General features: G+C 56.6%; 18 protein-coding genes and 1 other RNA gene. 14 read left to right on the top strand and 5 right to left on the bottom strand.

Annotated features, from left to right (window positions below; translation table 11 throughout):
* Positions 1–7 precede the first annotated feature (7 nt).
* From ROR01S_RS05830 to ROR01S_RS05820, 3 genes are read left to right on the top strand one after another with little or no spacing between them, the layout of a single operon-like run.
* On the top strand, positions 8–778 hold the full coding sequence (locus ROR01S_RS05830) for an aspartate dehydrogenase (protein ID WP_004867444.1): 771 nt from the start codon (positions 8–10) through the stop codon (positions 776–778).
* A 9-nt stretch (positions 779–787) separates the two neighbouring features.
* Positions 788–2,257, top strand: coding sequence for an aldehyde dehydrogenase (locus tag ROR01S_RS05825; RefSeq protein ID WP_064359196.1), 1,470 nt, complete (start codon positions 788–790; stop codon positions 2,255–2,257).
* Positions 2,258–2,271: 14 nt separating this feature from the next.
* Positions 2,272–3,912 carry a thiamine pyrophosphate-binding protein gene (locus ROR01S_RS05820; protein ID WP_032718233.1) on the top strand — a complete coding sequence of 547 codons (1,641 nt, stop codon included), beginning with the start codon at positions 2,272–2,274 and terminating at the stop codon, positions 3,910–3,912.
* A 42-nt stretch (positions 3,913–3,954) separates the two neighbouring features.
* Here ROR01S_RS05820 and loiP read toward each other — a convergent pair whose 3' ends face one another.
* Positions 3,955–4,713, bottom strand: a complete 759-nt coding sequence (gene loiP, locus ROR01S_RS05815) for a metalloprotease LoiP (protein WP_004867438.1) — start codon at positions 4,711–4,713, stop codon at positions 3,955–3,957.
* A gap of 277 nt (positions 4,714–4,990) precedes the next feature.
* Between loiP and tkt the strand changes: the two genes are divergently transcribed.
* From tkt to ROR01S_RS05780, 7 genes are all read left to right on the top strand, one after another.
* Complete coding sequence (gene tkt / locus ROR01S_RS05810) at positions 4,991–6,982, top strand: transketolase (protein WP_064359195.1); 1,992 nt, start codon at positions 4,991–4,993, stop codon at positions 6,980–6,982.
* 331 nt (positions 6,983–7,313) lie between these two features.
* Positions 7,314–8,333: an erythrose-4-phosphate dehydrogenase gene (epd, locus tag ROR01S_RS05805; RefSeq protein WP_015585767.1), complete on the top strand. Its 1,020-nt coding sequence runs from the start codon at positions 7,314–7,316 to the stop codon at positions 8,331–8,333.
* 77 nt (positions 8,334–8,410) lie between these two features.
* The gene (pgk, locus tag ROR01S_RS05800; RefSeq protein ID WP_004867431.1) at positions 8,411–9,574 is read left to right on the top strand and encodes a phosphoglycerate kinase; all 1,164 of its coding nucleotides are present in this window, start codon (positions 8,411–8,413) and stop codon (positions 9,572–9,574) included.
* A 195-nt stretch (positions 9,575–9,769) separates the two neighbouring features.
* Positions 9,770–10,849: a class II fructose-bisphosphate aldolase gene (gene fbaA, locus ROR01S_RS05795; RefSeq protein ID WP_004867428.1), complete on the top strand. Its 1,080-nt coding sequence runs from the start codon at positions 9,770–9,772 to the stop codon at positions 10,847–10,849.
* A 188-nt stretch (positions 10,850–11,037) separates the two neighbouring features.
* Complete coding sequence (gene mscS / locus ROR01S_RS05790) at positions 11,038–11,895, top strand: small-conductance mechanosensitive channel MscS (RefSeq protein WP_004867425.1); 858 nt, start codon at positions 11,038–11,040, stop codon at positions 11,893–11,895.
* A 149-nt stretch (positions 11,896–12,044) separates the two neighbouring features.
* Positions 12,045–12,686: an arginine exporter ArgO gene (gene argO / locus ROR01S_RS05785; RefSeq protein WP_015585768.1), complete on the top strand. Its 642-nt coding sequence runs from the start codon at positions 12,045–12,047 to the stop codon at positions 12,684–12,686.
* An 85-nt stretch (positions 12,687–12,771) separates the two neighbouring features.
* Entirely contained in the window at positions 12,772–13,533 is a 762-nt protein-coding gene (locus tag ROR01S_RS05780) for an oxidative stress defense protein (RefSeq protein WP_015585769.1), read from the top strand.
* A 53-nt stretch (positions 13,534–13,586) separates the two neighbouring features.
* Here the strand turns inward: ROR01S_RS05780 and argP are convergent, their stop codons facing one another.
* The gene (argP, locus tag ROR01S_RS05775; protein WP_004867418.1) at positions 13,587–14,480 is read right to left on the bottom strand and encodes a DNA-binding transcriptional regulator ArgP; all 894 of its coding nucleotides are present in this window, start codon (positions 14,478–14,480) and stop codon (positions 13,587–13,589) included.
* 167 nt (positions 14,481–14,647) lie between these two features.
* On the opposite strand from argP, the gene rpiA reads away from it, so the two are divergent.
* The 3 genes from rpiA (at position 14,648) to ROR01S_RS05755 (ending at position 17,455) form a co-directional block, all read left to right on the top strand.
* The gene (gene rpiA / locus ROR01S_RS05770) at positions 14,648–15,307 is read left to right on the top strand and encodes a ribose-5-phosphate isomerase RpiA (RefSeq protein WP_004867416.1); all 660 of its coding nucleotides are present in this window, start codon (positions 14,648–14,650) and stop codon (positions 15,305–15,307) included.
* Positions 15,308–15,574: 267 nt separating this feature from the next.
* The gene (gene serA / locus ROR01S_RS05760) at positions 15,575–16,807 is read left to right on the top strand and encodes a phosphoglycerate dehydrogenase (RefSeq protein ID WP_004867414.1); all 1,233 of its coding nucleotides are present in this window, start codon (positions 15,575–15,577) and stop codon (positions 16,805–16,807) included.
* Positions 16,808–16,840: 33 nt separating this feature from the next.
* Positions 16,841–17,455, top strand: a complete 615-nt coding sequence (locus ROR01S_RS05755) for a DUF2238 domain-containing protein (RefSeq protein ID WP_032690801.1) — start codon at positions 16,841–16,843, stop codon at positions 17,453–17,455.
* A 1-nt stretch (position 17,456) separates the two neighbouring features.
* On the opposite strand, the gene ROR01S_RS05750 is transcribed toward ROR01S_RS05755, so the two are convergent.
* From ROR01S_RS05750 to zapA, 3 genes are all read right to left on the bottom strand, one after another.
* The gene (locus tag ROR01S_RS05750; protein WP_064359194.1) at positions 17,457–18,056 is read right to left on the bottom strand and encodes a 5-formyltetrahydrofolate cyclo-ligase; all 600 of its coding nucleotides are present in this window, start codon (positions 18,054–18,056) and stop codon (positions 17,457–17,459) included.
* Positions 18,057–18,178: 122 nt separating this feature from the next.
* Positions 18,179–18,362: non-coding RNA, 6S RNA (ssrS, locus tag ROR01S_RS05745), on the bottom strand.
* A 41-nt stretch (positions 18,363–18,403) separates the two neighbouring features.
* Positions 18,404–18,733 (bottom strand): cell division protein ZapA, encoded by a 330-nt coding sequence (gene zapA, locus ROR01S_RS05740; protein ID WP_004867406.1) that lies wholly within the window; start codon positions 18,731–18,733, stop codon positions 18,404–18,406.
* 166 nt (positions 18,734–18,899) lie between these two features.
* Between zapA and ROR01S_RS05735 the strand changes: the two genes are divergently transcribed.
* Positions 18,900–19,478, top strand: coding sequence for a YecA/YgfB family protein (locus tag ROR01S_RS05735; protein WP_015585772.1), 579 nt, complete (start codon positions 18,900–18,902; stop codon positions 19,476–19,478).
* Positions 19,479–19,485: the final 7 nt, after the last annotated feature.

Here is a 19,485-nt window from a genome sequence, read left to right as displayed (position 1 = left end):
AGCCATCATGAAAAAAATTATGCTTATCGGCTATGGCGCCATGGCGCAAGCGGTGATTGAACGGCTGCCCCCGCAGGTCACGTTAGGCTGGATTGTCGCCCGGGAGGCTCACCATGCGGCGATTCGCGCCCGCTTTGGCGATGCGGTGACGGTACTTGACGATCCGCAATCCTGTACGGAAGCCCCGGATCTGGTACTGGAGTGCGCCAGCCAACAGGCGGTCGCGCAATATGGCGAAGCGATTCTCGCGCGCGGCTGGCATCTGGCGGTGATCTCCACCGGCGCGCTGGCCGATAGCGCGCTCGAACAGCGTTTATATCAGGCGGGCGGCAGGCTGACGCTGCTCGCTGGCGCGGTGGCCGGCATTGACGGACTGGCGGCGGCAAAAGAGGGCGGTCTTGAGCGCGTGACCTATCAGTCGCGCAAAAGCCCGGCCAGCTGGCGCGGAAGCTACGCGGAAATGCTCATCGACCTCAATGCGGTCAGCGAAGCGAAAATCTTTTTTGAGGGCAGCGCCCGCGAAGCGGCACGCCTGTTTCCGGCGAATGCCAACGTGGCGGCAACCGTGGCGCTGGGCGGTATCGGCATGGACGACACGCGGGTGCAGCTGATGGTCGATCCGGCCACGCGGCGTAACACCCACACGTTACATGTTGAAGGCGCGTTCGGGGAGTTTCGCCTCGAGCTGAGCGGTCTGCCGCTGGCCGACAATCCTAAAACATCGACCCTGGCGGCACTGAGCGCGGTACGCGCCTGCCGTGAACTGGCGCAACGCTAAGAGGCGGCAATGGACGAATTAACGATTTTTATCGGCGGTCGCTGGCGCCACGGCGGCGGCAATCTGATGCACAGTTACTTTCCGGCGGACGGTTCGATGAACGCAACGCTGCGGGCGGCCAGTCTCGACGATCTGCAGGAAGCGATGACCTGCGCCGAGCGTGCCTGGCGGGAACCAACGTGGCGCAACATGCTGCCCCATCTGCGGGCAAAGATCCTGCATAAAGTGGCGGATATTATCGAATCCCGTCTTGAGGAGTTGGCGCGGATGCAAAGCCGCGACAACGGCAAGCCGCTGGCGGAAGCGCGAGGCCTGGTGATGAGCGCGGCGGGCAGCGCCCGCTACTTCGCCGCCGCCTGCGAGCTGCTGGAAGGAGAGCTGCCGACTCCGCGTCAGGCAGACCTGCTGACCCTGAGCCGCTACGAGCCGCTGGGCGTGGTGGCGGCGATCACCCCGTGGAACTCGCCGATCGCCAGCGAAATGCAAAAAGTGGCGCCGGCGATCGCCGCCGGCAATGCGGTGATCCTCAAACCCGCGGAAGCGACGCCGCTGATGGCGCTGGAGCTGGCGCGGATCTTCGAGCAAGCCGGTTTGCCTGCGGGGCTGCTGAGCGTGCTGCCGGGGAAAGGATCGGTGATTGGCGATGCGCTGGCGCGTCATCCGCTGGTGCGCAAAATTTCGTTTACCGGCGGCACCAGCACCGGACGTCATCTGGCGCACGTCGCGGCGGAAAAGCTGATCCCGGCGTCGCTGGAGCTCGGCGGAAAATCGCCGACCATCGTGCTGGAAGATGCCGATATCGAACAGGCGGCGCGGGGGATCTGCTACGGCATTTTCAGCTCAGGCGGCCAGGCGTGCATCGCCGGTTCGCGGCTGTTTGTGCATGAAAAAGTTTACCCGCAGCTGATGGCGCGGCTGCTGGAGCTGACGCGCGGACTGCGTATTGGCCATCCGTTCAGCGACGATACCCACATCGGGCCGCTGATTAATGAACAGCACCGTGACGGCGTGCTCGCCTACGTCGAACTGGCGAAACGCGAAGGCGGGCGGGTGCTGTGCGGAGGGGAGATTCCGGCCGATCCGGCGCTGGCGGCGGGCAGCTACTTCCAGCCGACGATCGTCGAAGGGCTGACGAATCAGGCGCGGGTCTGTCAGGAAGAGATCTTCGGCCCGGTGCTGGTGGCGATACCCTTCAGCGATGAGGAGACGCTGATCCGCGAAGCCAATGACTCGGTCTATGGTCTGGCGGCGGGGATCTGGACGCGGGATAGCGGGCGCGCCCTGCGCTTAAGCGAACGTCTGGAAGCCGGGACGGTGTGGATCAACACCTATAAGGTTTTCTCTATTTCGACCCCGTTCGGGGGCTTTAAAGAGAGCGGTCTGGGCCGCGAAAAAGGGATTCAGGGGCTGAAAGCCTGGATGCAACAAAAGAGCATTTATCTGGCGACGGGTAATAGCGTGAATCACTGGTGCGATTGAGAGAAGGGTGAGCAATGAGCGAAATGATAACCGTCGGCGAAGCCATCGCCAGAACGCTGGAGCAGTACAACGTTGAGGCTATTTACGGCGTCATCTCTATTCATAACCTGCCGGTTGCCGATGCCATTGGCCAGCGCGGCAATATCCGCTTTGTTCCGGCGCGTGGCGAGGCCGGTTCGGTGACCATGGCCGATGCCCACGGTCGCTTTTCCGGCCTTGGCGTCGCGCTAACCAGCACCGGCGCCGGGGCGGGGAACGCAGTCGGGGCGCTGGTGGAGGCGATGAATGCCGGTACGCCGCTGCTGCATCTGACCGGTCAGGTAGAGAAAACCTGGCTGGATGCGGATACCGGGTTTATTCACGAAACCCGCGATCAGCTGACCTTCCTGAAAGCCAGTTCGAAACGCGCGTATCGCATCAGCAACGCCAACCAGGCGATCGCCATTTTGCACAAGGCGATTCAGGAAGCGCGGACGCCGCCGTGCGGGCCGGTATCGGTGGAGATCCCGATTGATATTCAGGGAGCCAGTATTCCCCTGGCGCTGGTCACCGCCCCGCTGCACATCGCGCCGGCGCCGCCGGTTGCTCAGACAACGGTGGATACCCTGTGGGCGCAGCTCAGGCAGGCGAAACAGCCGCTGCTGTGGCTGGGCGGCGGAGCTATCGGTAGCGAAGCGGCGGTGAAAAAACTGGCGGATGCGGGGATCACCGTGATCTCCAGTACTCACGGGCGCGGCGTGCTGCCGGACAGCCATCGCGCCAGCCTGCGCGCCTTCCATAATTCGCCTTCCGTTGAGGCGCTGATGGCGCAATGTGATTTCACCCTGGTCGCGGGCTCGCGTTTGCGCAGTAACGAAACACGTTCCTGGACGCTGGAACTGCCGTCACCCCGCGTACAGATTGATATCGATCCGGCGGCGGCCAGCCGTAACTATCTGATGGACAATACGCTGATCGCCGATTGTCCGGCTTTACTGGCGGCGCTGGCGGCAAAAGCGCAGGGGCGTGAATGGGGCAATGGTCACTGGGACGCACAGGTAAAAGAGGCGGTGACGCTGGCTGAGCACGGGCTACGTGAACAGTGCGGCGCCTATGCCCGGCTGAATGATGCTATCGAACAGGCGCTGCCTGATGACGGCATTCTGGTCCGCGATATCACCGTCTCCGGCAGCCTGTGGGGCAGTCGCTTGTTCCGTGCAAATGGCCCGCTGATGAACGTGCATTCGCTGGCGGGGGCGATTGGAATGGGGCTGCCGATGGCGATCGGCACGGCGATTGCCAACCCGCAGCGTAAGATAGTTGGCCTGGTCGGCGACGGCGGTCTGAGCCTGAACCTTGGAGAGCTGGCGACGCTGGCGCAGGAAAAAGCTAACGTCACGCTGATTATCATGAACGATGGCGGCTATGGCGTTATGCGCGGTATTCAGGATAAGTATTTCGGCGGTCGCCAGTATTACAACGAACTGCACACGCCGGATTTCACGCTGCTGGCACAGGCTATTGGTCTGCAGGCGTGGAGCGTGGAGCGAGCGGAGGATTTCACCTCGGTGATGACCGAAGCGCTGGCGACGCCGGGGCCGTCGGTGGTAGAGGTCAGGATGGGGCAGATTGGCGCGCTGCGTTTTGCTGGACCGCCGCAGAAGACGCTGTACTAAGCTCTCTTCCCCTCTCTGCGGCGCAGAGAGGGGAAGGGGAGATTATTTAATACCGTCTGCCTTCATGCGATCGCGGATATGCTGAGCACGTTCTTCGGAGGCCGGGTGATCGTCAAACATTGAACTTTGACGCCCGGCTTCCAGTTTAGCCAGCTTCTCGAAGCTGGTGGCCAGTCCGCCCGGATTAATCCCGCGTTTACGCAGCAGGTCGTAGGAGTAGTCGTCCGCTTCGGACTCCTGGCGCTGGGAGAACTGCGAGTTCACCAGCTTTTCGCCCAGATCGCCAAGTTGAGATTGCGACAAGCTGCCGACGATACCGCCCGCCGAGGCGGCGGCGGCGCGAACGGCGTTGGTGCCGAGCGCAACCTGCATACCTTTCTTCACGTGGCCGAGGGCGACGTGGCCCATCTCATGGCCGATTACCGCTTCAACTTCGTTATCGTTCATGATGTCCATCAGGCCGCTATAGACGCGGATGCAGCCATTAGCCATCGCGAACGCGTTGACGTCCTTGGTTTCATACACTTTGTAATTCACCGGCTGGCCGTTGATATTGTCGCCCAGCGCGGCGGCGATTTTATTCAGACGCTTGCTGTATTCGCTGCTGGCCGGCGACAGGGTGGCTTTGCTATCCATCTCTTTGCAAGCCTGGTCGCTTAAGCTTTTAACCTGAGCATCGCTCAGGGAATAGGCCTGAAAAGCTTCGGCGCCCGAACTGAGAAGGGCGTTAGAGTCCATGTTCTGACATCCGGTGAGGGTTGCTGCGATCCCAAGGGCAAGAATAGTTGAGCGAATTTTCATTTTTATCTTCCACACTCGTTCGATGATCTGACTGAAAAAGGCAACAATAAGGCTGTCGCATCCTGTACAAATTATAAAGACTATTGCGCGGCGCGGGCGAGAGGATTCCGGGGCAGCACAACGTGTTCCGGAGATTTCTTAAACCACAAAAGGATGCTCCATGTACATGCTTTCGCGCTTGGGTTACATTGTTGACACTTTTTTCTGGCGTAGCCCAAAACGCGCTCTCGTCAAGTCGTTAAGGGTATGGCCTTCAACAGTCCGAACTGGAGTCAAAATGTCCTCACGTAAAGAGCTTGCTAACGCTATTCGTGCGCTGAGCATGGATGCTGTACAGAAAGCCAAATCCGGCCACCCGGGTGCCCCGATGGGTATGGCTGACATTGCCGAAGTCCTGTGGCGTGATTTCATGAACCATAACCCGCAGAACCCGGCCTGGGCCGACCGCGACCGCTTTGTGCTGTCCAACGGCCACGGCTCCATGCTGATTTACAGCCTGCTGCACCTCACCGGTTATGATCTGCCGATCGAAGAGCTGAAAAACTTCCGTCAGCTGCTCTCTAAGACGCCGGGCCACCCGGAAGTGGGCTACACCGCTGGCGTAGAAACCACCACCGGCCCGCTGGGTCAGGGTATTGCTAACGCCGTGGGCATGGCTATCGCGGAAAAAACGCTGGCCGCGCAGTTCAACCGTCCGGGCCACGATATCGTTGACCACTTCACCTACGCCTTCATGGGCGACGGCTGCATGATGGAAGGGATCTCTCACGAGGTCTGCTCCCTGGCCGGTACCCTGAAACTGGGTAAACTGGTGGCGTTCTATGATGACAACGGTATCTCCATCGACGGTCATGTGGAAGGCTGGTTCACCGACGACACCGCTAAACGTTTCGAAGCCTACGGCTGGCACGTGGTGCGCGGCGTTGACGGTCACGACGCAGACGCCATCAAACGTGCGGTAGAAGAAGCGCGTGCGGTCACCGACAAACCGTCCCTGCTGATGTGCAAAACCATCATTGGCTTCGGTTCCCCGAACAAAGCGGGCACCCACGATTCTCACGGCGCGCCGCTGGGCGATGCAGAGATTGCGCTGACCCGCGAACAGCTGGGCTGGAAATACGCGCCGTTCGACATCCCGTCTGAAATCTACGCACAGTGGGATGCCAAAGAAGCAGGCCAGGCGAAAGAAGCGGCCTGGAACGAGAAGTTCGCTGCTTATGCGAAAGCCTTCCCTCAGGAAGCCGCTGAATTCACCCGTCGTATGAAGGGCGAAATGCCGACTGACTTCGACGCCAAAGCCAGTGAATTTATCGCTAAGCTGCAGGCTAACCCGGCGAAAATCGCCAGCCGTAAAGCGTCGCAGAATGCGATTGAAGCGTTTGGCCCGCTGCTGCCGGAATTCCTCGGCGGCTCTGCTGACCTGGCGCCGTCCAACCTGACTCTGTGGTCTGGTTCGAAAGCGATTAACGAAGACACCGCCGGTAACTATATCCATTACGGCGTGCGTGAATTCGGCATGACCGCGATTGCCAACGGGATCTCCCTGCACGGTGGCTTCCTGCCGTACACCTCCACCTTCCTGATGTTCGTGGAATATGCCCGTAACGCGGTGCGTATGGCGGCGCTGATGAAACAGCGTCAGGTGATGGTCTACACCCACGACTCCATCGGTCTGGGCGAAGATGGCCCGACGCACCAGCCGGTAGAGCAGGTGGCGTCCCTGCGCGTGACCCCGAACATGTCCACATGGCGTCCGTGTGACCAGGTGGAATCGGCGGTGGCGTGGAAATATGGCGTTGAACGTCACGACGGCCCGACCGCGCTGATCCTCTCCCGTCAGAACCTGGCGCAGCAGGATCGTACTCCTGAGCAGCTGGCGAACATCGCTCGCGGTGGCTACGTGCTGAAAGAGTGCGCCGGTCAGCCGGAGCTGATCTTCATTGCCACCGGCTCTGAAGTGGAGCTGGCGGTGGCCGCGTGGGACAAACTGACTGCCGAAGGGGTGAAGGCGCGCGTGGTCTCCATGCCGTCTACCGACGCGTTCGACAAGCAGGATGCGGCGTACCGTGAATCAGTGCTGCCGAAAGCGGTCTCTGCTCGCGTGGCCATTGAAGCCGGCATCGCCGACTACTGGTTCAAATATGTCGGCCTGAATGGCGCTATCGTTGGCATGACCACCTTCGGTGAGTCTGCGCCGGCAGAGCAGCTGTTCGAAGAGTTCGGCTTCACCGTCGACAACGTGGTCGCGAAAGCGAAAGCGCTGCTGTAGTCGTTATCTGCCCGCTTATCCGGGCGATAACAGCAGAAAAAGCCGGGCTAAACGCCCGGCTTTTTTTTGACGCCGTTATTCCCGATAGCCGCCGACAGATTGCGTATTATTCCATCCAAAATGTGATGTACGTCAGATAACTCACTTCTTCCGCTGGACAGACATTCCTTTTATTCCTCGTTTCGCTTATTCTAGCTGAAGCGTTTCAGTCGTTTAAATGTTCGACAATTAATCAATCAGTCGCAGTTTGCGACGGGTAAGGTTTCCCTTCGGGCGTTGCTGGATTACTCTGTCAGCCATCTCAAATCAGGGACAACCTTGCAGGAGACCTATGACCATACGCATCGCGATTAATGGCTTCGGTCGCATAGGACGCAACGTGGTTCGCGCTTTATATGAATCCGGGCGTCGTGCGGAAATTACCGTGGTGGCCATCAACGAGCTGGCGGATGCCGCGGGCATCGCGCATTTGTTGAAATATGACACCAGCCATGGGCGCTTTGCCTGGGATGTTCGCCAGGAGAGAGAGCAGCTGTATGTCGGCGATGATGCCATACGTCTGCTGCATGAACCTTCGATTGAGGCGCTGCCCTGGCAGGAGCTGGCGGTTGATATTGTTCTCGATTGTACCGGTGTTTACGGCAGCCGTGAGCATGGCGAAGCCCATATTCGGGCAGGGGCAAAGAAAGTGCTCTTTTCCCATCCCGGCAGCAGCGATCTTGACGCGACCGTTGTATTTGGCGTGAACCATGATGAGTTGCGTACGGAGCATCGTATTGTCTCCAACGCCTCCTGCACGACCAACTGCATTATCCCGGTCATAAAACTGTTAGATGATGCCTACGGCATTGAGTCAGGAACGGTAACGACAATTCACTCCGCCATGCACGATCAACAGGTGATCGACGCTTATCATCCGGATCTGCGCCGTACGCGCGCGGCCAGCCAGTCGATTATTCCGGTCGATACCAAACTCTCTGCGGGGATCACGCGAATTTTCCCGCAGTTTAACGACCGTTTCGAGGCAATTGCGGTCCGCGTACCGACGATTAATGTGACGGCGATTGACCTTAGCGTGACGGTGAAAAAACCTGTAAAGGCTAATGAAGTCAACCAGTTGCTGCAAAAAGCAGCACAAGGTGCATTTCATGGTATAGTTGACTATACGGAATTGCCGTTGGTCTCGATAGATTTCAACCACGACCCACACAGCGCCATCGTTGATGGCACCCAAACCCGGGTCAGTGGTGCTCATCTGATCAAAACATTGGTCTGGTGTGATAATGAATGGGGCTTTGCTAACCGGATGCTCGACACGACGTTAGCGATGGCCGTTATTGGTTTCAGGTGAGACATCCCTGCGCAACATTGTTCGTGATGGAGCGTATGGCGTCTGCAAAACTTTAAGAATCATTGAGAGGATTCACCATGTCTGTAATTAAGATGACCGATCTGGATCTGGCTGGTAAACGCGTTTTTATCCGTGCCGATCTGAACGTACCAGTCAAAGACGGGAAAGTAACCAGCGACGCGCGTATCCGTGCTTCTCTGCCGACCATTGAGCTGGCGCTGAAACAGGGTGCTAAAGTGATGGTCACTTCTCACCTGGGTCGTCCGACCGAAGGCGAGTACAACGAAGAATTCTCTCTGCTGCCGGTTGTTAATTACCTGAAAGACAAACTGTCTAACCCGGTTCGCCTGGTTAAAGATTACCTGGATGGCGTTGAAGTTGCCGCCGGTGAACTGGTCGTTCTGGAAAACGTTCGCTTTAACAAAGGCGAGAAGAAAGACGACGAAGCGCTGTCCAAAAAATACGCGGCGCTGTGCGACGTGTTCGTTATGGACGCCTTCGGTACTGCACACCGTGCGCAGGCCTCTACCCACGGTATCGGTAAATTCGCCGATGTTGCATGTGCTGGCCCGCTGCTGGCCGCTGAACTGGACGCGCTGGGTAAAGCGCTGAAAGAGCCGGCTCGCCCGATGGTTGCCATCGTGGGTGGTTCTAAAGTTTCCACCAAACTGACCGTTCTGGATTCCCTGTCTAAAATCGCTGACCAGCTGATCGTCGGTGGCGGCATCGCCAACACCTTCGTTGCCGCTCAGGGCCACAACGTGGGTAAATCCCTGTACGAAGCTGACCTGGTTGACGAAGCGAAACGCCTGCTGACCACCTGCGATATCCCGGTTCCGACCGACGTTCGCGTGGCAACTGAGTTCTCCGAAACGGCGACCGCGACGCTGAAATCTGTTAACGACATCAAAGATGACGAGCAGATCCTGGACCTGGGCGATGTTTCTGCACAGAAACTGGCTGATATCCTGAAAAACGCTAAAACTATTCTGTGGAATGGTCCGGTTGGCGTATTCGAATTCCCGAACTTCCGTAAAGGGACTGAAATCGTGGCTAACGCCATCGCTGACAGCGAAGGTTTCTCCATCGCCGGCGGTGGTGACACCCTGGCAGCGATTGACCTGTTCGGCATTTCGGACAAAATTTCCTACATCTCCACTGGCGGCGGCGCATTCCTCGAATTCGTGGAAGGTAAAGTCCTGCCAGCAGTAGCTATGCTTGAAGAGCGCGCTAAGAAGTAAGTTTGATCAGGCGGGGAAATCCCGCCTGTTTTACAAATAAAATTCAATTTGTTGCTCTAAATAATTCGTGTTGCCGGAAGGTGGCGACAGCGCGAACGCCAGGTTCTTACGTAACCGGGGTAAGCGAGGTAAGCCAGAGGACTGCCGCACGAATGATGGCGAGCATAAACGGCCGAAGATACAGGACTACGTAACATGTCTAAAATTTTTGATTTCGTAAAACCTGGCGTGATCACTGGTGATGACGTTCAGAAAGTGTTCCAGGTAGCTAAAGAAAATAACTTTGCTCTGCCAGCGGTTAACTGTGTGGGTACTGACTCCATCAACGCCGTTCTGGAAGCTGCTGCAAAAGTTCGTTCTCCGGTTATCGTTCAGTTCTCCAACGGCGGCGCTGCGTTTATCGCGGGCAAAGGCGTGAAAACTGACGTTCCTCAGGGCGCAGCAATCCTGGGTGCTATCTCTGGCGCACATCACGTTCACCAGATGGCTGCACACTACGGCGTGCCGGTTATTCTGCACACCGACCACTGCGCGAAGAAACTGCTGCCGTGGATCGACGGCCTGCTGGACGCGGGTGAGAAACACTTCGCTGCTACCGGCAAACCGCTGTTCTCTTCTCACATGATCGACCTGTCTGAAGAGTCTCTGCACGAAAACATCGAAATCTGCTCTAAATATCTGGCGCGCATGGCCAAAATGGACATGACTCTGGAAATCGAACTGGGTTGCACCGGTGGCGAAGAAGACGGCGTGGACAACAGCCACATGGACGCTTCTGCCCTGTACACTCAGCCGGAAGACGTTGATTACGCGTACACTGAACTGAGCAAAATCAGCCCGCGTTTCACCATCGCCGCTTCCTTCGGTAACGTACACGGCGTGTACAAGCCGGGTAACGTCGTGCTGACTCCGACCATCCTGCGCGATTCTCAGGAATATGTTTCTAAGAAACACAACCTGCCGCACAACAGCCTGAACTTCGTCTTCCACGGCGGTTCCGGTTCTTCCGCTCAGGAAATCAAAGACTCCGTAAGCTACGGCGTTATCAAAATGAACATCGATACCGATACCCAATGGGCAACCTGGGACGGTATCCTGCAGTACTACAAAACCAACGAAGCTTACCTGCAGGGCCAGCTGGGCAACCCGAAAGGCGAAGACCAGCCGAACAAGAAATACTACGATCCGCGCGTATGGCTGCGTGCTGCACAGACGTCCATGGTGACTCGTCTGGAGCAGGCATTTAAAGAGCTGAACGCGATCGACGTTCTGTAAGAAAAATCTGTTTCTTGCGCGAAAGCCCGCTGAATAGCGGGCTTTTTTTATGGCTGAACAACACGATATTTCGCCGAGAATTGTGATCAACTTGGCAAAACATGTGCATATTGTTTAACCTTAGTTAACCTGTCGCTGTACAGGTTTGGTTTTTTATTCCCCCTACGGGTATTCATAAGGAAGATTAAATGGAAGAGTTGAACGTTGGCGATAGCCTACACAACGCCAGTTCCTGGCTGGTGCGCAATCAAGAATTACTGCTGAGCTATGCCGTCAATATCGTTGCCGCTATCGCGATTATCATCATCGGTATGATTGTGGCACGGGTCATCTCTAATACGGTGAACCGACTGATGCTGGCGCGTAAGATTGATGCGACCGTTGCCGATTTTCTGTCCGCCCTGGTGCGCTATGCCGTTGTCGCCTTCACCCTGATTGCGGCATTAGGTCGCGTAGGCGTGCAGACGGCATCGGTGATCGCCGTCCTCGGTGCCGCCGGTTTAGCCGTAGGTCTGGCGCTGCAAGGATCGCTGTCTAACCTGGCCGCTGGCGTACTGCTGGTGATGTTCCGCCCGTTCCGCGCAGGTGAGTATGTCGATCTCGGTGGCGTCGCCGGTACGGTACTGAGCGTGCAGATTTTCTCTACGACCATGCGTACGGCCGACGGTAAAATTGTGGTGGTTCCGAACGGTAAAATTATCGCGGGCAATATCATTAACTTTTCCCGTGAGCCGGCGCGACGCAACGAATTTATTATCGGCGTCTCCTACGATGCCGATATCGATAAGGTCAAGCAGCTGCTCACCCGTATTATCGAATCGGAAGATCGTATCCTCAAAGATCGCGAAATGACAGTACGTCTGCATGAACTGGGGGCGTCGTCGGTGAACTATGTGGTGCGTGTCTGGAGTCTGAGCAGCGATCTGCAAAGCGTATACTGGGATGTGCTGGAGCGTATTAAACGCGAGTTTGACGCCAACGGCATCAGCTTCCCGTACCCGCAGATGGATGTTCATATGGTTCGTCCGCAGGAGAAAGTGGAGTAAGACCGCCGCCGATCCGGAGGCCAGCGATGCTGGCCTTTATTGCCACTTCTGTATTAGCTACTCTTATTAATGATTAAAATTATCAATTTCCTCTAATGATTTTATCGCGCTATATTCCTCTGCATTAACGACCTACCGGAAAAAACACCATGTTATCGTATTACTTTCAGGGGCTTGCCCTGGGAGCGGCTATGATTTTGCCGCTTGGGCCGCAAAATGCGTTTGTGATGAATCAGGGGATTCGCCGACAGTATCATTTGATGATCGCGTTCCTGTGCGCGTTGAGCGATCTGTTGCTGATTTGCGCCGGTATTTTTGGCGGTAGCGCATTGCTGATGCAGTCGCCGTGGCTGCTGGCGCTGGTCACCTGGGGGGGCGTGGCCTTTCTGCTCTGGTACGGTTTCGGCGCCTTGAGAACGGCGCTGAGCAGCAATCTGGAACTGGCCAGTGCGGAAGTCATGAAGCAGGGGCGCTGGAAAATTATCGTCACCATGCTGGCGGTCACCTGGCTTAACCCGCATGTCTATCTCGACACTTTCGTCGTGCTGGGCAGCCTGGGAGGTCAGCTAGCCGTGGAGCCTAAGCGCTGGTTTGCCTTAGGCACCATTAGCGCATCATTCCTGTGGTTCTTTGGCCTGGCCCTGCTGGCGGCGTGGCTGGCACCACGCTTACGTACCGCGCGAGCGCAGCGGATGATTAACGTGCTGGTTGGCCTGGTGATGTGGTTTATTGCGCTGCAGCTGGCGAAAGACGGTTTCCAGCATGTCCAGGCTCTGTTTTACCAGGCTTAGTCCGATGGACTTTCTCCGCGGACGCGTTAAGCTTGCAGACATGCGTCCGTAGACGGGCGACCCAATGTAAGATGGAGAAACGACAGTGAAGTTAAAACTCATGGCCCTGGCGGCAGCAATTGGATTGAGTGCGATGGCAGTACAGGCAAATGAATTGCCGAATGGCCCGCATATTGTAACTTCGGGTACCGCCAGCGTAGCCGCTGTGCCGGATATCGCCACCCTGGCGATTGAAGTGAACGTTGCAGCGAAAGACGCCGCGTCGGCGAAAAAGCAGGCCGACGATCGCGTGGCGCAGTATCTCTCTTTCCTCGAAAAGAACGGCATCGCCAAAAAAGATATTAACTCAGCCAACCTGCGCACCCAGCCTGATTACGACTATCAGAATGGCAAAAGCATCCTGAAAGGCTACCGCGCGGTGCGCACCGTCGAAGTGACGTTGCGTCAGCTGGACAAGCTGAACGGTCTGCTGGATGGCGCGCTGAAAGCGGGTCTGAATGAAGTTCGTTCTGTTTCGCTGGGCGTTGCGCAACCGGATGCCTATAAAGACAAAGCGCGTAAAGCGGCCATTGATGACGCGGTGCATCAGGCGCAAGAGCTGGCGTCAGGTTTCCATAGCAAGCTGGGACCGGTTTATAGCGTTCGCTACCATGTTTCGAACTACCAGCCGAGCCCGATGGTACGCATGATGAAGGCTGCCGATGCGGCCCCGGTTTCGGCGCAGGAAACCTACGAGCAGGCGACCATTCAGTTTGACGATCAGGTCGATGTTGTTTTTGAACTGCAGCCTGCTCAGCCAGCCCCGGCCCCCGCTGCGCCGGCTAAGCAGCCTGATGCGGCACAGTAAGCCATAAAATAAAAAGCCACTTCATCTGAAGTGGCTTTTTTTATCGCCAGCGCTTAGTCCTGACGCAGCACCTTGTGGCCGTAATCGATCAGTGCGTCGGTGACCCGGCGCATCATCCGGCTTTCCGGCGCGAAGCGATGCCAGTAGAGCATCCGACGCTGAAACAGTCCCGGTGTGAGGTCGATAAGCTCGCCGCTGTTGAGCTCTTTTTCAATCTGCAGATGCGGGATCATGCAGCAGGTCGTGCCCTGGCGCGCCAGCTGTACAAAGGCTTCCGAAGAGTTAACGATATGGCACGGGACGCTGCCCGGCGGCAAATCGAAGTTCTGCTGTAAAAACGCCTGATGCATATCATCCAGATGATCGAACGCGACAACCGGCGCTTTCAGCAGCGCCGAGCGGGTTACGCCATTAGGGAAATAGCGTTGCGCAAACTCTTTCGAGGCGACGAACAGATAGTCCAGCGCCCCGAGTTGATCCACCAGGCAGCTCGGCAACGCCTGCGGCTGGATACTCACTGCACCGACCACTTCACCGCGGCGTAAGCGTTCCTGAGTACGCGTTTCATCTTCCACCTGCAGATTGAGGCGGATAGGGGAGTCGGAAAGGACGTTAGACAGCGCGGGCAGCAGCCAGGTGGCCAGACTGTCGGCGTTGACCGCCAGCGACAGCAGCAGCGGCGTCGATCCGGTCTGTTCATCGCCCAGCCACTCCTCTTCCAGCAGCTCAACCTGACGCAGCAGGGCCAGCAGTTTCTGTCCTTGTTCGGTCGGACGCGGCGGCACGGTACGGACCAGCAGCGGTTGGCCGAACATATTTTCCAGCTGTTTAATACGCTGAGAGACGGCGGACTGTGTAATGCAGAGCTTCTGCGCGGCGCGCTCAAACCCACGTTCTCTTATTACCGCATCCAGCGCCTGTAGTGTTCTGTAGTCCGGTCGTTTCATTATTCTGGCGTACCCCTATCACTTTTCATTAACTCGCACTATGACATAAATTCGTTTTTGATGAAGATGAAAAATGGTCTGTTCAGTTGTGTGACCCTGCCGCAGGGACAATTCCCCCCCCGGTGTTCTATAATGCGCCACAGGTATTCACATCTCGGACCATAATCATGACGCAAGATGAACTGAAAAAAGCAGTAGGCTGGGCGGCATTGCAGTATGTACAACCGGGCACCATTGTCGGTGTCGGTACGGGTTCCACGGCCGCGCATTTTATCGATGCGCTGGGCACCATGAAAGGGCAGATTGAAGGCGCTGTTTCCAGCTCTGATGCCTCCACCGAAAAACTGAAAAGCCTCGGCATTCCGGTTTTCGATCTGAACAGCGTGGACCGCCTGGGGATCTATGTTGATGGCGCCGACGAGATTAACGGCCATATGCAGATGATCAAAGGCGGTGGGGCGGCGTTAACACGTGAAAAGATTATCGCCTCGGTAGCAGACAAGTTTATCTGCATCGCCGATGCCTCCAAGCAGGTGGATATTCTGGGCAAATTCCCGCTGCCGGTTGAAGTCATTCCGATGGCGCGTAGCGCCGTCGCGCGCGAGCTGGTGAAGCTGGGCGGCCGTCCGGAGTATCGCCAGGGGGTGGTGACCGATAACGGTAACGTGATTCTTGACGTGTTCGGCCTGGAAATTCTTGATGCCATCGCGCTGGAAAACAAAATTAACGGTATTCCTGGCGTCGTCACCGTCGGCCTGTTTGCCAACCGCGGCGCGGATGTGGCACTGATTGGAACCGCCGATGGCGTAAAAACCATCGTAAAATAATATTATCGGGGGAGCGAATGGCTCCCTCGCAAATATTTTTTCTCCAGGCCAAATTTGGTGACTTCTGTCACATTTATGCGGTCAGCCTTAGTAACAATCTACCTTTTCTTTTCTTTCTGGTGTTTTGTCCTGCCATTTCCCTCTGTGTGATATTTCTTCAGGTCGTCGACGCAAACGTTCATATTGCCGCGATAGTTTTTTTTGATATGTTGCTGAGAAGAACTTTCGTTCGGCACGACATCAGATAAGACAAAACAGGACGGGGAAATGGCTAAGGTATCACTGGAAAAAGACAAAATTAAGTTTCTGCTGGTTGAAGGTGTGCATCAAAAAGCGGTGGAGAATCTTCGCGCGGCAGGTTACACCAACATCGAATTTCATAAAGGCGCGCTGGACAGCGAAGAGCTGAAAGCGTCGATCCGTGATGCCCATTTCATTGGCCTGCGTTCCCGTACTCATCTGACTGAAGAGATCTTCGCCGCTGCGGAAAAACTGGTGGCGGTCGGCTGTTTCTGTATCGGCACCAACCAGGTTGATTTAGACGCCGCAGCGAAACGCGGGATTCCCGTTTTCAACGCGCCATTCTCAAATACCCGTTCCGTTGCCGAGCTGGTCATTGGCGAACTGCTGCTGATGCTGCGCGGCGTACCGGAAGCCAACGCGAAAGCGCACCGCGGCGTGTGGAACAAGCTGGCGGTCGGCAGTTTTGAAGCGCGTGGTAAAAAACTGGGGATTATCGGCTACGGGCACATCGGCACGCAGCTGGGTATTCTGGCTGAATCTCTGGGGATGCACGTCTATTTCTATGATATCGAAAGCAAACTGCCGCTGGGCAATGCTACTCAGGTCCAGCACCTCTCTGACCTGCTGAATATGAGCGATGTGGTCAGTCTGCATGTGCCGGAAAACGCCTCCACCAAAAATATGATGGGCGTAGAAGAGCTGGCGCTGATGAAGCCAGGCGCGCTGCTGATCAACGCCTCGCGCGGTACGGTCGTGGATATCCCGGCGCTGTGCGATGCGCTGGCGCGTAAGCACCTGGCAGGGGCCGCGATTGACGTCTTCCCGACCGAACCAGCGACCAACAGCGATCCGTTCAGCTCACCGCTGTGTGAGTTTGACAACGTGATCCTGACGCCGCACATCGGCGGTTCCACTCAGGAAGCGCAGGAGAATATCGGTCTGGAAGTGGCCGGTAAGCTGGCGAAGTATTCCGATAACGGTTCGACCCTCTCTGCGGTGAACTTCCCGGAAGTGTCGCTGCCGCTGCACGGCGGTCGTCGTTTGCTGCACATCCACGAAAACCGCCCGGGCGTGCTGACCGCTATCAACCAGATCTTTGCCGCACAGAGCATCAACATTGCTGCACAGTATCTGCAAACCACGCCGCAGATGGGCTACGTGGTTATTGATATTGAGGCCGAAGAAGATGTGGCCCAGCAGGCGCTGCAGGCCATGAAGGCGATCCCGGGCACCATCCGCGCTCGTCTGCTGTTCTGATTGACGAAAGGATCCCTGCGGGGATCCCTTTAAATGATGAGCACATCGCTACAGAATACCGGTGTCTTCCTGCTGCTGCTGATCCTGGCATGGACGGGGTTGGGCACCCACGATAGCCTCACCTGGCTGATGGAAGTGACGCCGGTCATTATCATCGTTCCGCTGCTGCTTGTGACGCGTTCACGCTACCCGCTTACGCCGCTTCTCTACACGCTTATCTTCTTCCACGCCATTATTTTGATGGTCGGGGGGATGTATACGTATGCGAAAGTACCGATTGGATTTGATGTGCAGGCGTGGCTGAATTTAAGTCGTAACCCGTACGATAAGCTTGGCCACTTTTTCCAGGGGTTGGTTCCGGCGCTGGCGGCGCGGGAAATTCTACTGCGCGGCGGCTATGTGCGCGGGCGCAAGATGCTTTCGTTTCTGGTGTGCTGCATTGCGCTGGCGATCAGCGCCACCTACGAGCTTATCGAATGGTGGGCGGCACTGGCGATGGGGCAAGGGGCGGATGATTTTCTCGGCACCCAGGGCGATCCGTGGGACACGCAGTCGGATATGTTCTGCGCGCTGCTGGGGGCGCTGACGACGATCTTGTTACTGAGCGGATGGCATAACCGGCAACTGAAGAAGCTCGGGACGCCTTAGCTTACGGCCACTGCCACAGCGCCGAGGGAGTAATCACCGCGGGCAGCGGAATATCCCAGTGCTCGGTTGGCAGCGCGTCGACCTGCTGGCAATCGTGGGCATAGCCAACAGGCTGCAGGGAATAATCCTGCCAGTTCTGCAATGTTCTGTCGTAGAAGCCGCCTCCCATTCCCAGCCGCTGTCCGGCGACATCAAAGGCAACCAGCGGGACTATCAGTACATCGAGCTGGCTTAGCGGCAGGACGTCGCGTACATCGAGCTTCGGCTCGTCGATTTTAAGCCGGTTGGTCACCAGTTCACTGCGCGGGTGATAGTGCAAAAACAGCAGATTTCCCGGGCTGAACGGGTGGAGTACGGGCACATAAACCTGCTTGCCGGCCTGCCACAGCCGATCGATCAGCGGTCGGGTATCGAGTTCGCCATCAAATGACAGAAACAGAGCGACGGTTTGCGCCTGTGCGACGGGCGGGTATGCCATCACGCGATCGGCACCCTGTCGGGCGAACTGCGCCTGCTGTTCTGCCGTCAGCGCACGGCGTTGCTGGCGAATCTGTTGACGAATCCGCTGTCGGGTAGTTTGTGTGTCAGAAAGTTGAGTCATGACGGGTCGCCTGATTTAGCATGAGCACGGTAATACGTGGGTCAGTTGCATGTTGGCGTAGTGTAATACACAAGGTGATAAAAACCGAAAAGGAAGCCACGAGGGATGGAACTGAAAAGAAGGGAATCTCCGAGATGCCGCCGCAGGCTGTAACCCTTGAACCCTTGGTTCAAGGTGAATGCGTCGTCACAGTTTTAAGGCTTCTCGGACGGACCGAGCATGCTCACCAACCATGGAGCGCCACATTCTTGTGGTATGAAATATCGGCTCAGGGGACTGGCCCGCTTGCAAACATCTCAGAGAAATTTTGTTCTTGCGCTTACTCTAACACAGTTAATTGCAAAGTGTTATTCAAACTTCGGCCCGGTTCTTTCGCTTATGCGACCTTGCTCAAGCAACGCTTGTTCGATGGTCTGCTGAAGCATCCGAATACGCTGTTCCATGCTGGAGGCGTAATCGCGGGTTTTCGCTTTTTCCTGAGTCAACTCATAGCTGATGTTCAACGCGGCGATGAAGACCAGCTGCTCAGTATTTGTGACTCTAGTGCGTTCTTTTAAATCTTGCAACCGCTGATTCAGGTCATCAGCTGCCTGATTCAAGGCATCCCTTTGTTCAGGCGGGCAATTCACGCGGAGTGAACGGCCAAAAATTTGGAGATCGACGGGTTGTGCAGACATGCCACCTTCCTGCTGATTGACTGCGCGGCCTTCACGCCCGAATCCGGGACTGCAAAGGGGCGACACTATAGCTACCCTGGTGCGAAGGTACAAGCCCTATTCTGGTTCACCAGGGTCCAAAGTGGTAGCATACCATGAATATTCCTCCCAACGATGACGAATGCGCATGTCTATACAGAACGAAATGCCTGGTTACAACGCCGTAGACCAGTTACTGAACCAACAGGGCGTGGGCTTAACCCCGGCCGAAATGCACGGTTTGATCAGTGGGATCCTGTGCGGCGGCAATAAAGACAGCAGCTGGCAACCGCTGGTGCACGACCTGACTAACGAAGGCCTCGCATTTGGTCACGAGCTGGCCGAGTCTCTGCGCACCATACATTCCGTGACCAGCGACTCGCTGGAAGACGACGGTTTCTTGTTTCAGCTCTATTTACCGGAAGGTGACGCGGTAAGCGTGTTTGAACGCGCCGACGCGCTGGCCGGTTGGGTTAACCATTTCCTGCTCGGTCTGGGCGTCACGCAGCCTAAACTGGATAAAATCAAAGACGAAACCGGCGAAGCTATCGACGACCTGCGTAACATTGCGCAACTGGGGTACGACGAAGACGAAGATCAGGAAGAGCTGGAGATGTCGTTGGAAGAGATTATCGAGTACGTGCGCGTCGCTGCGCTGCTGTGCCACGAAACCTTTTCTCGCCAGCAGCCAACCGCACCGGAAGTTCGCAAGCCAACATTACACTAATGATAAT

Origin of the sequence: Klebsiella ornithinolytica NBRC 105727 = ATCC 31898, from assembly GCF_001598295.1 — a bacterium.
Lineage (GTDB): Bacteria > Pseudomonadota > Gammaproteobacteria > Enterobacterales > Enterobacteriaceae > Klebsiella > Klebsiella ornithinolytica.
The sequence above is the reverse complement of the archived record's forward strand: the minus strand, read 5'-3'. Positions and strand labels throughout refer to the sequence as shown.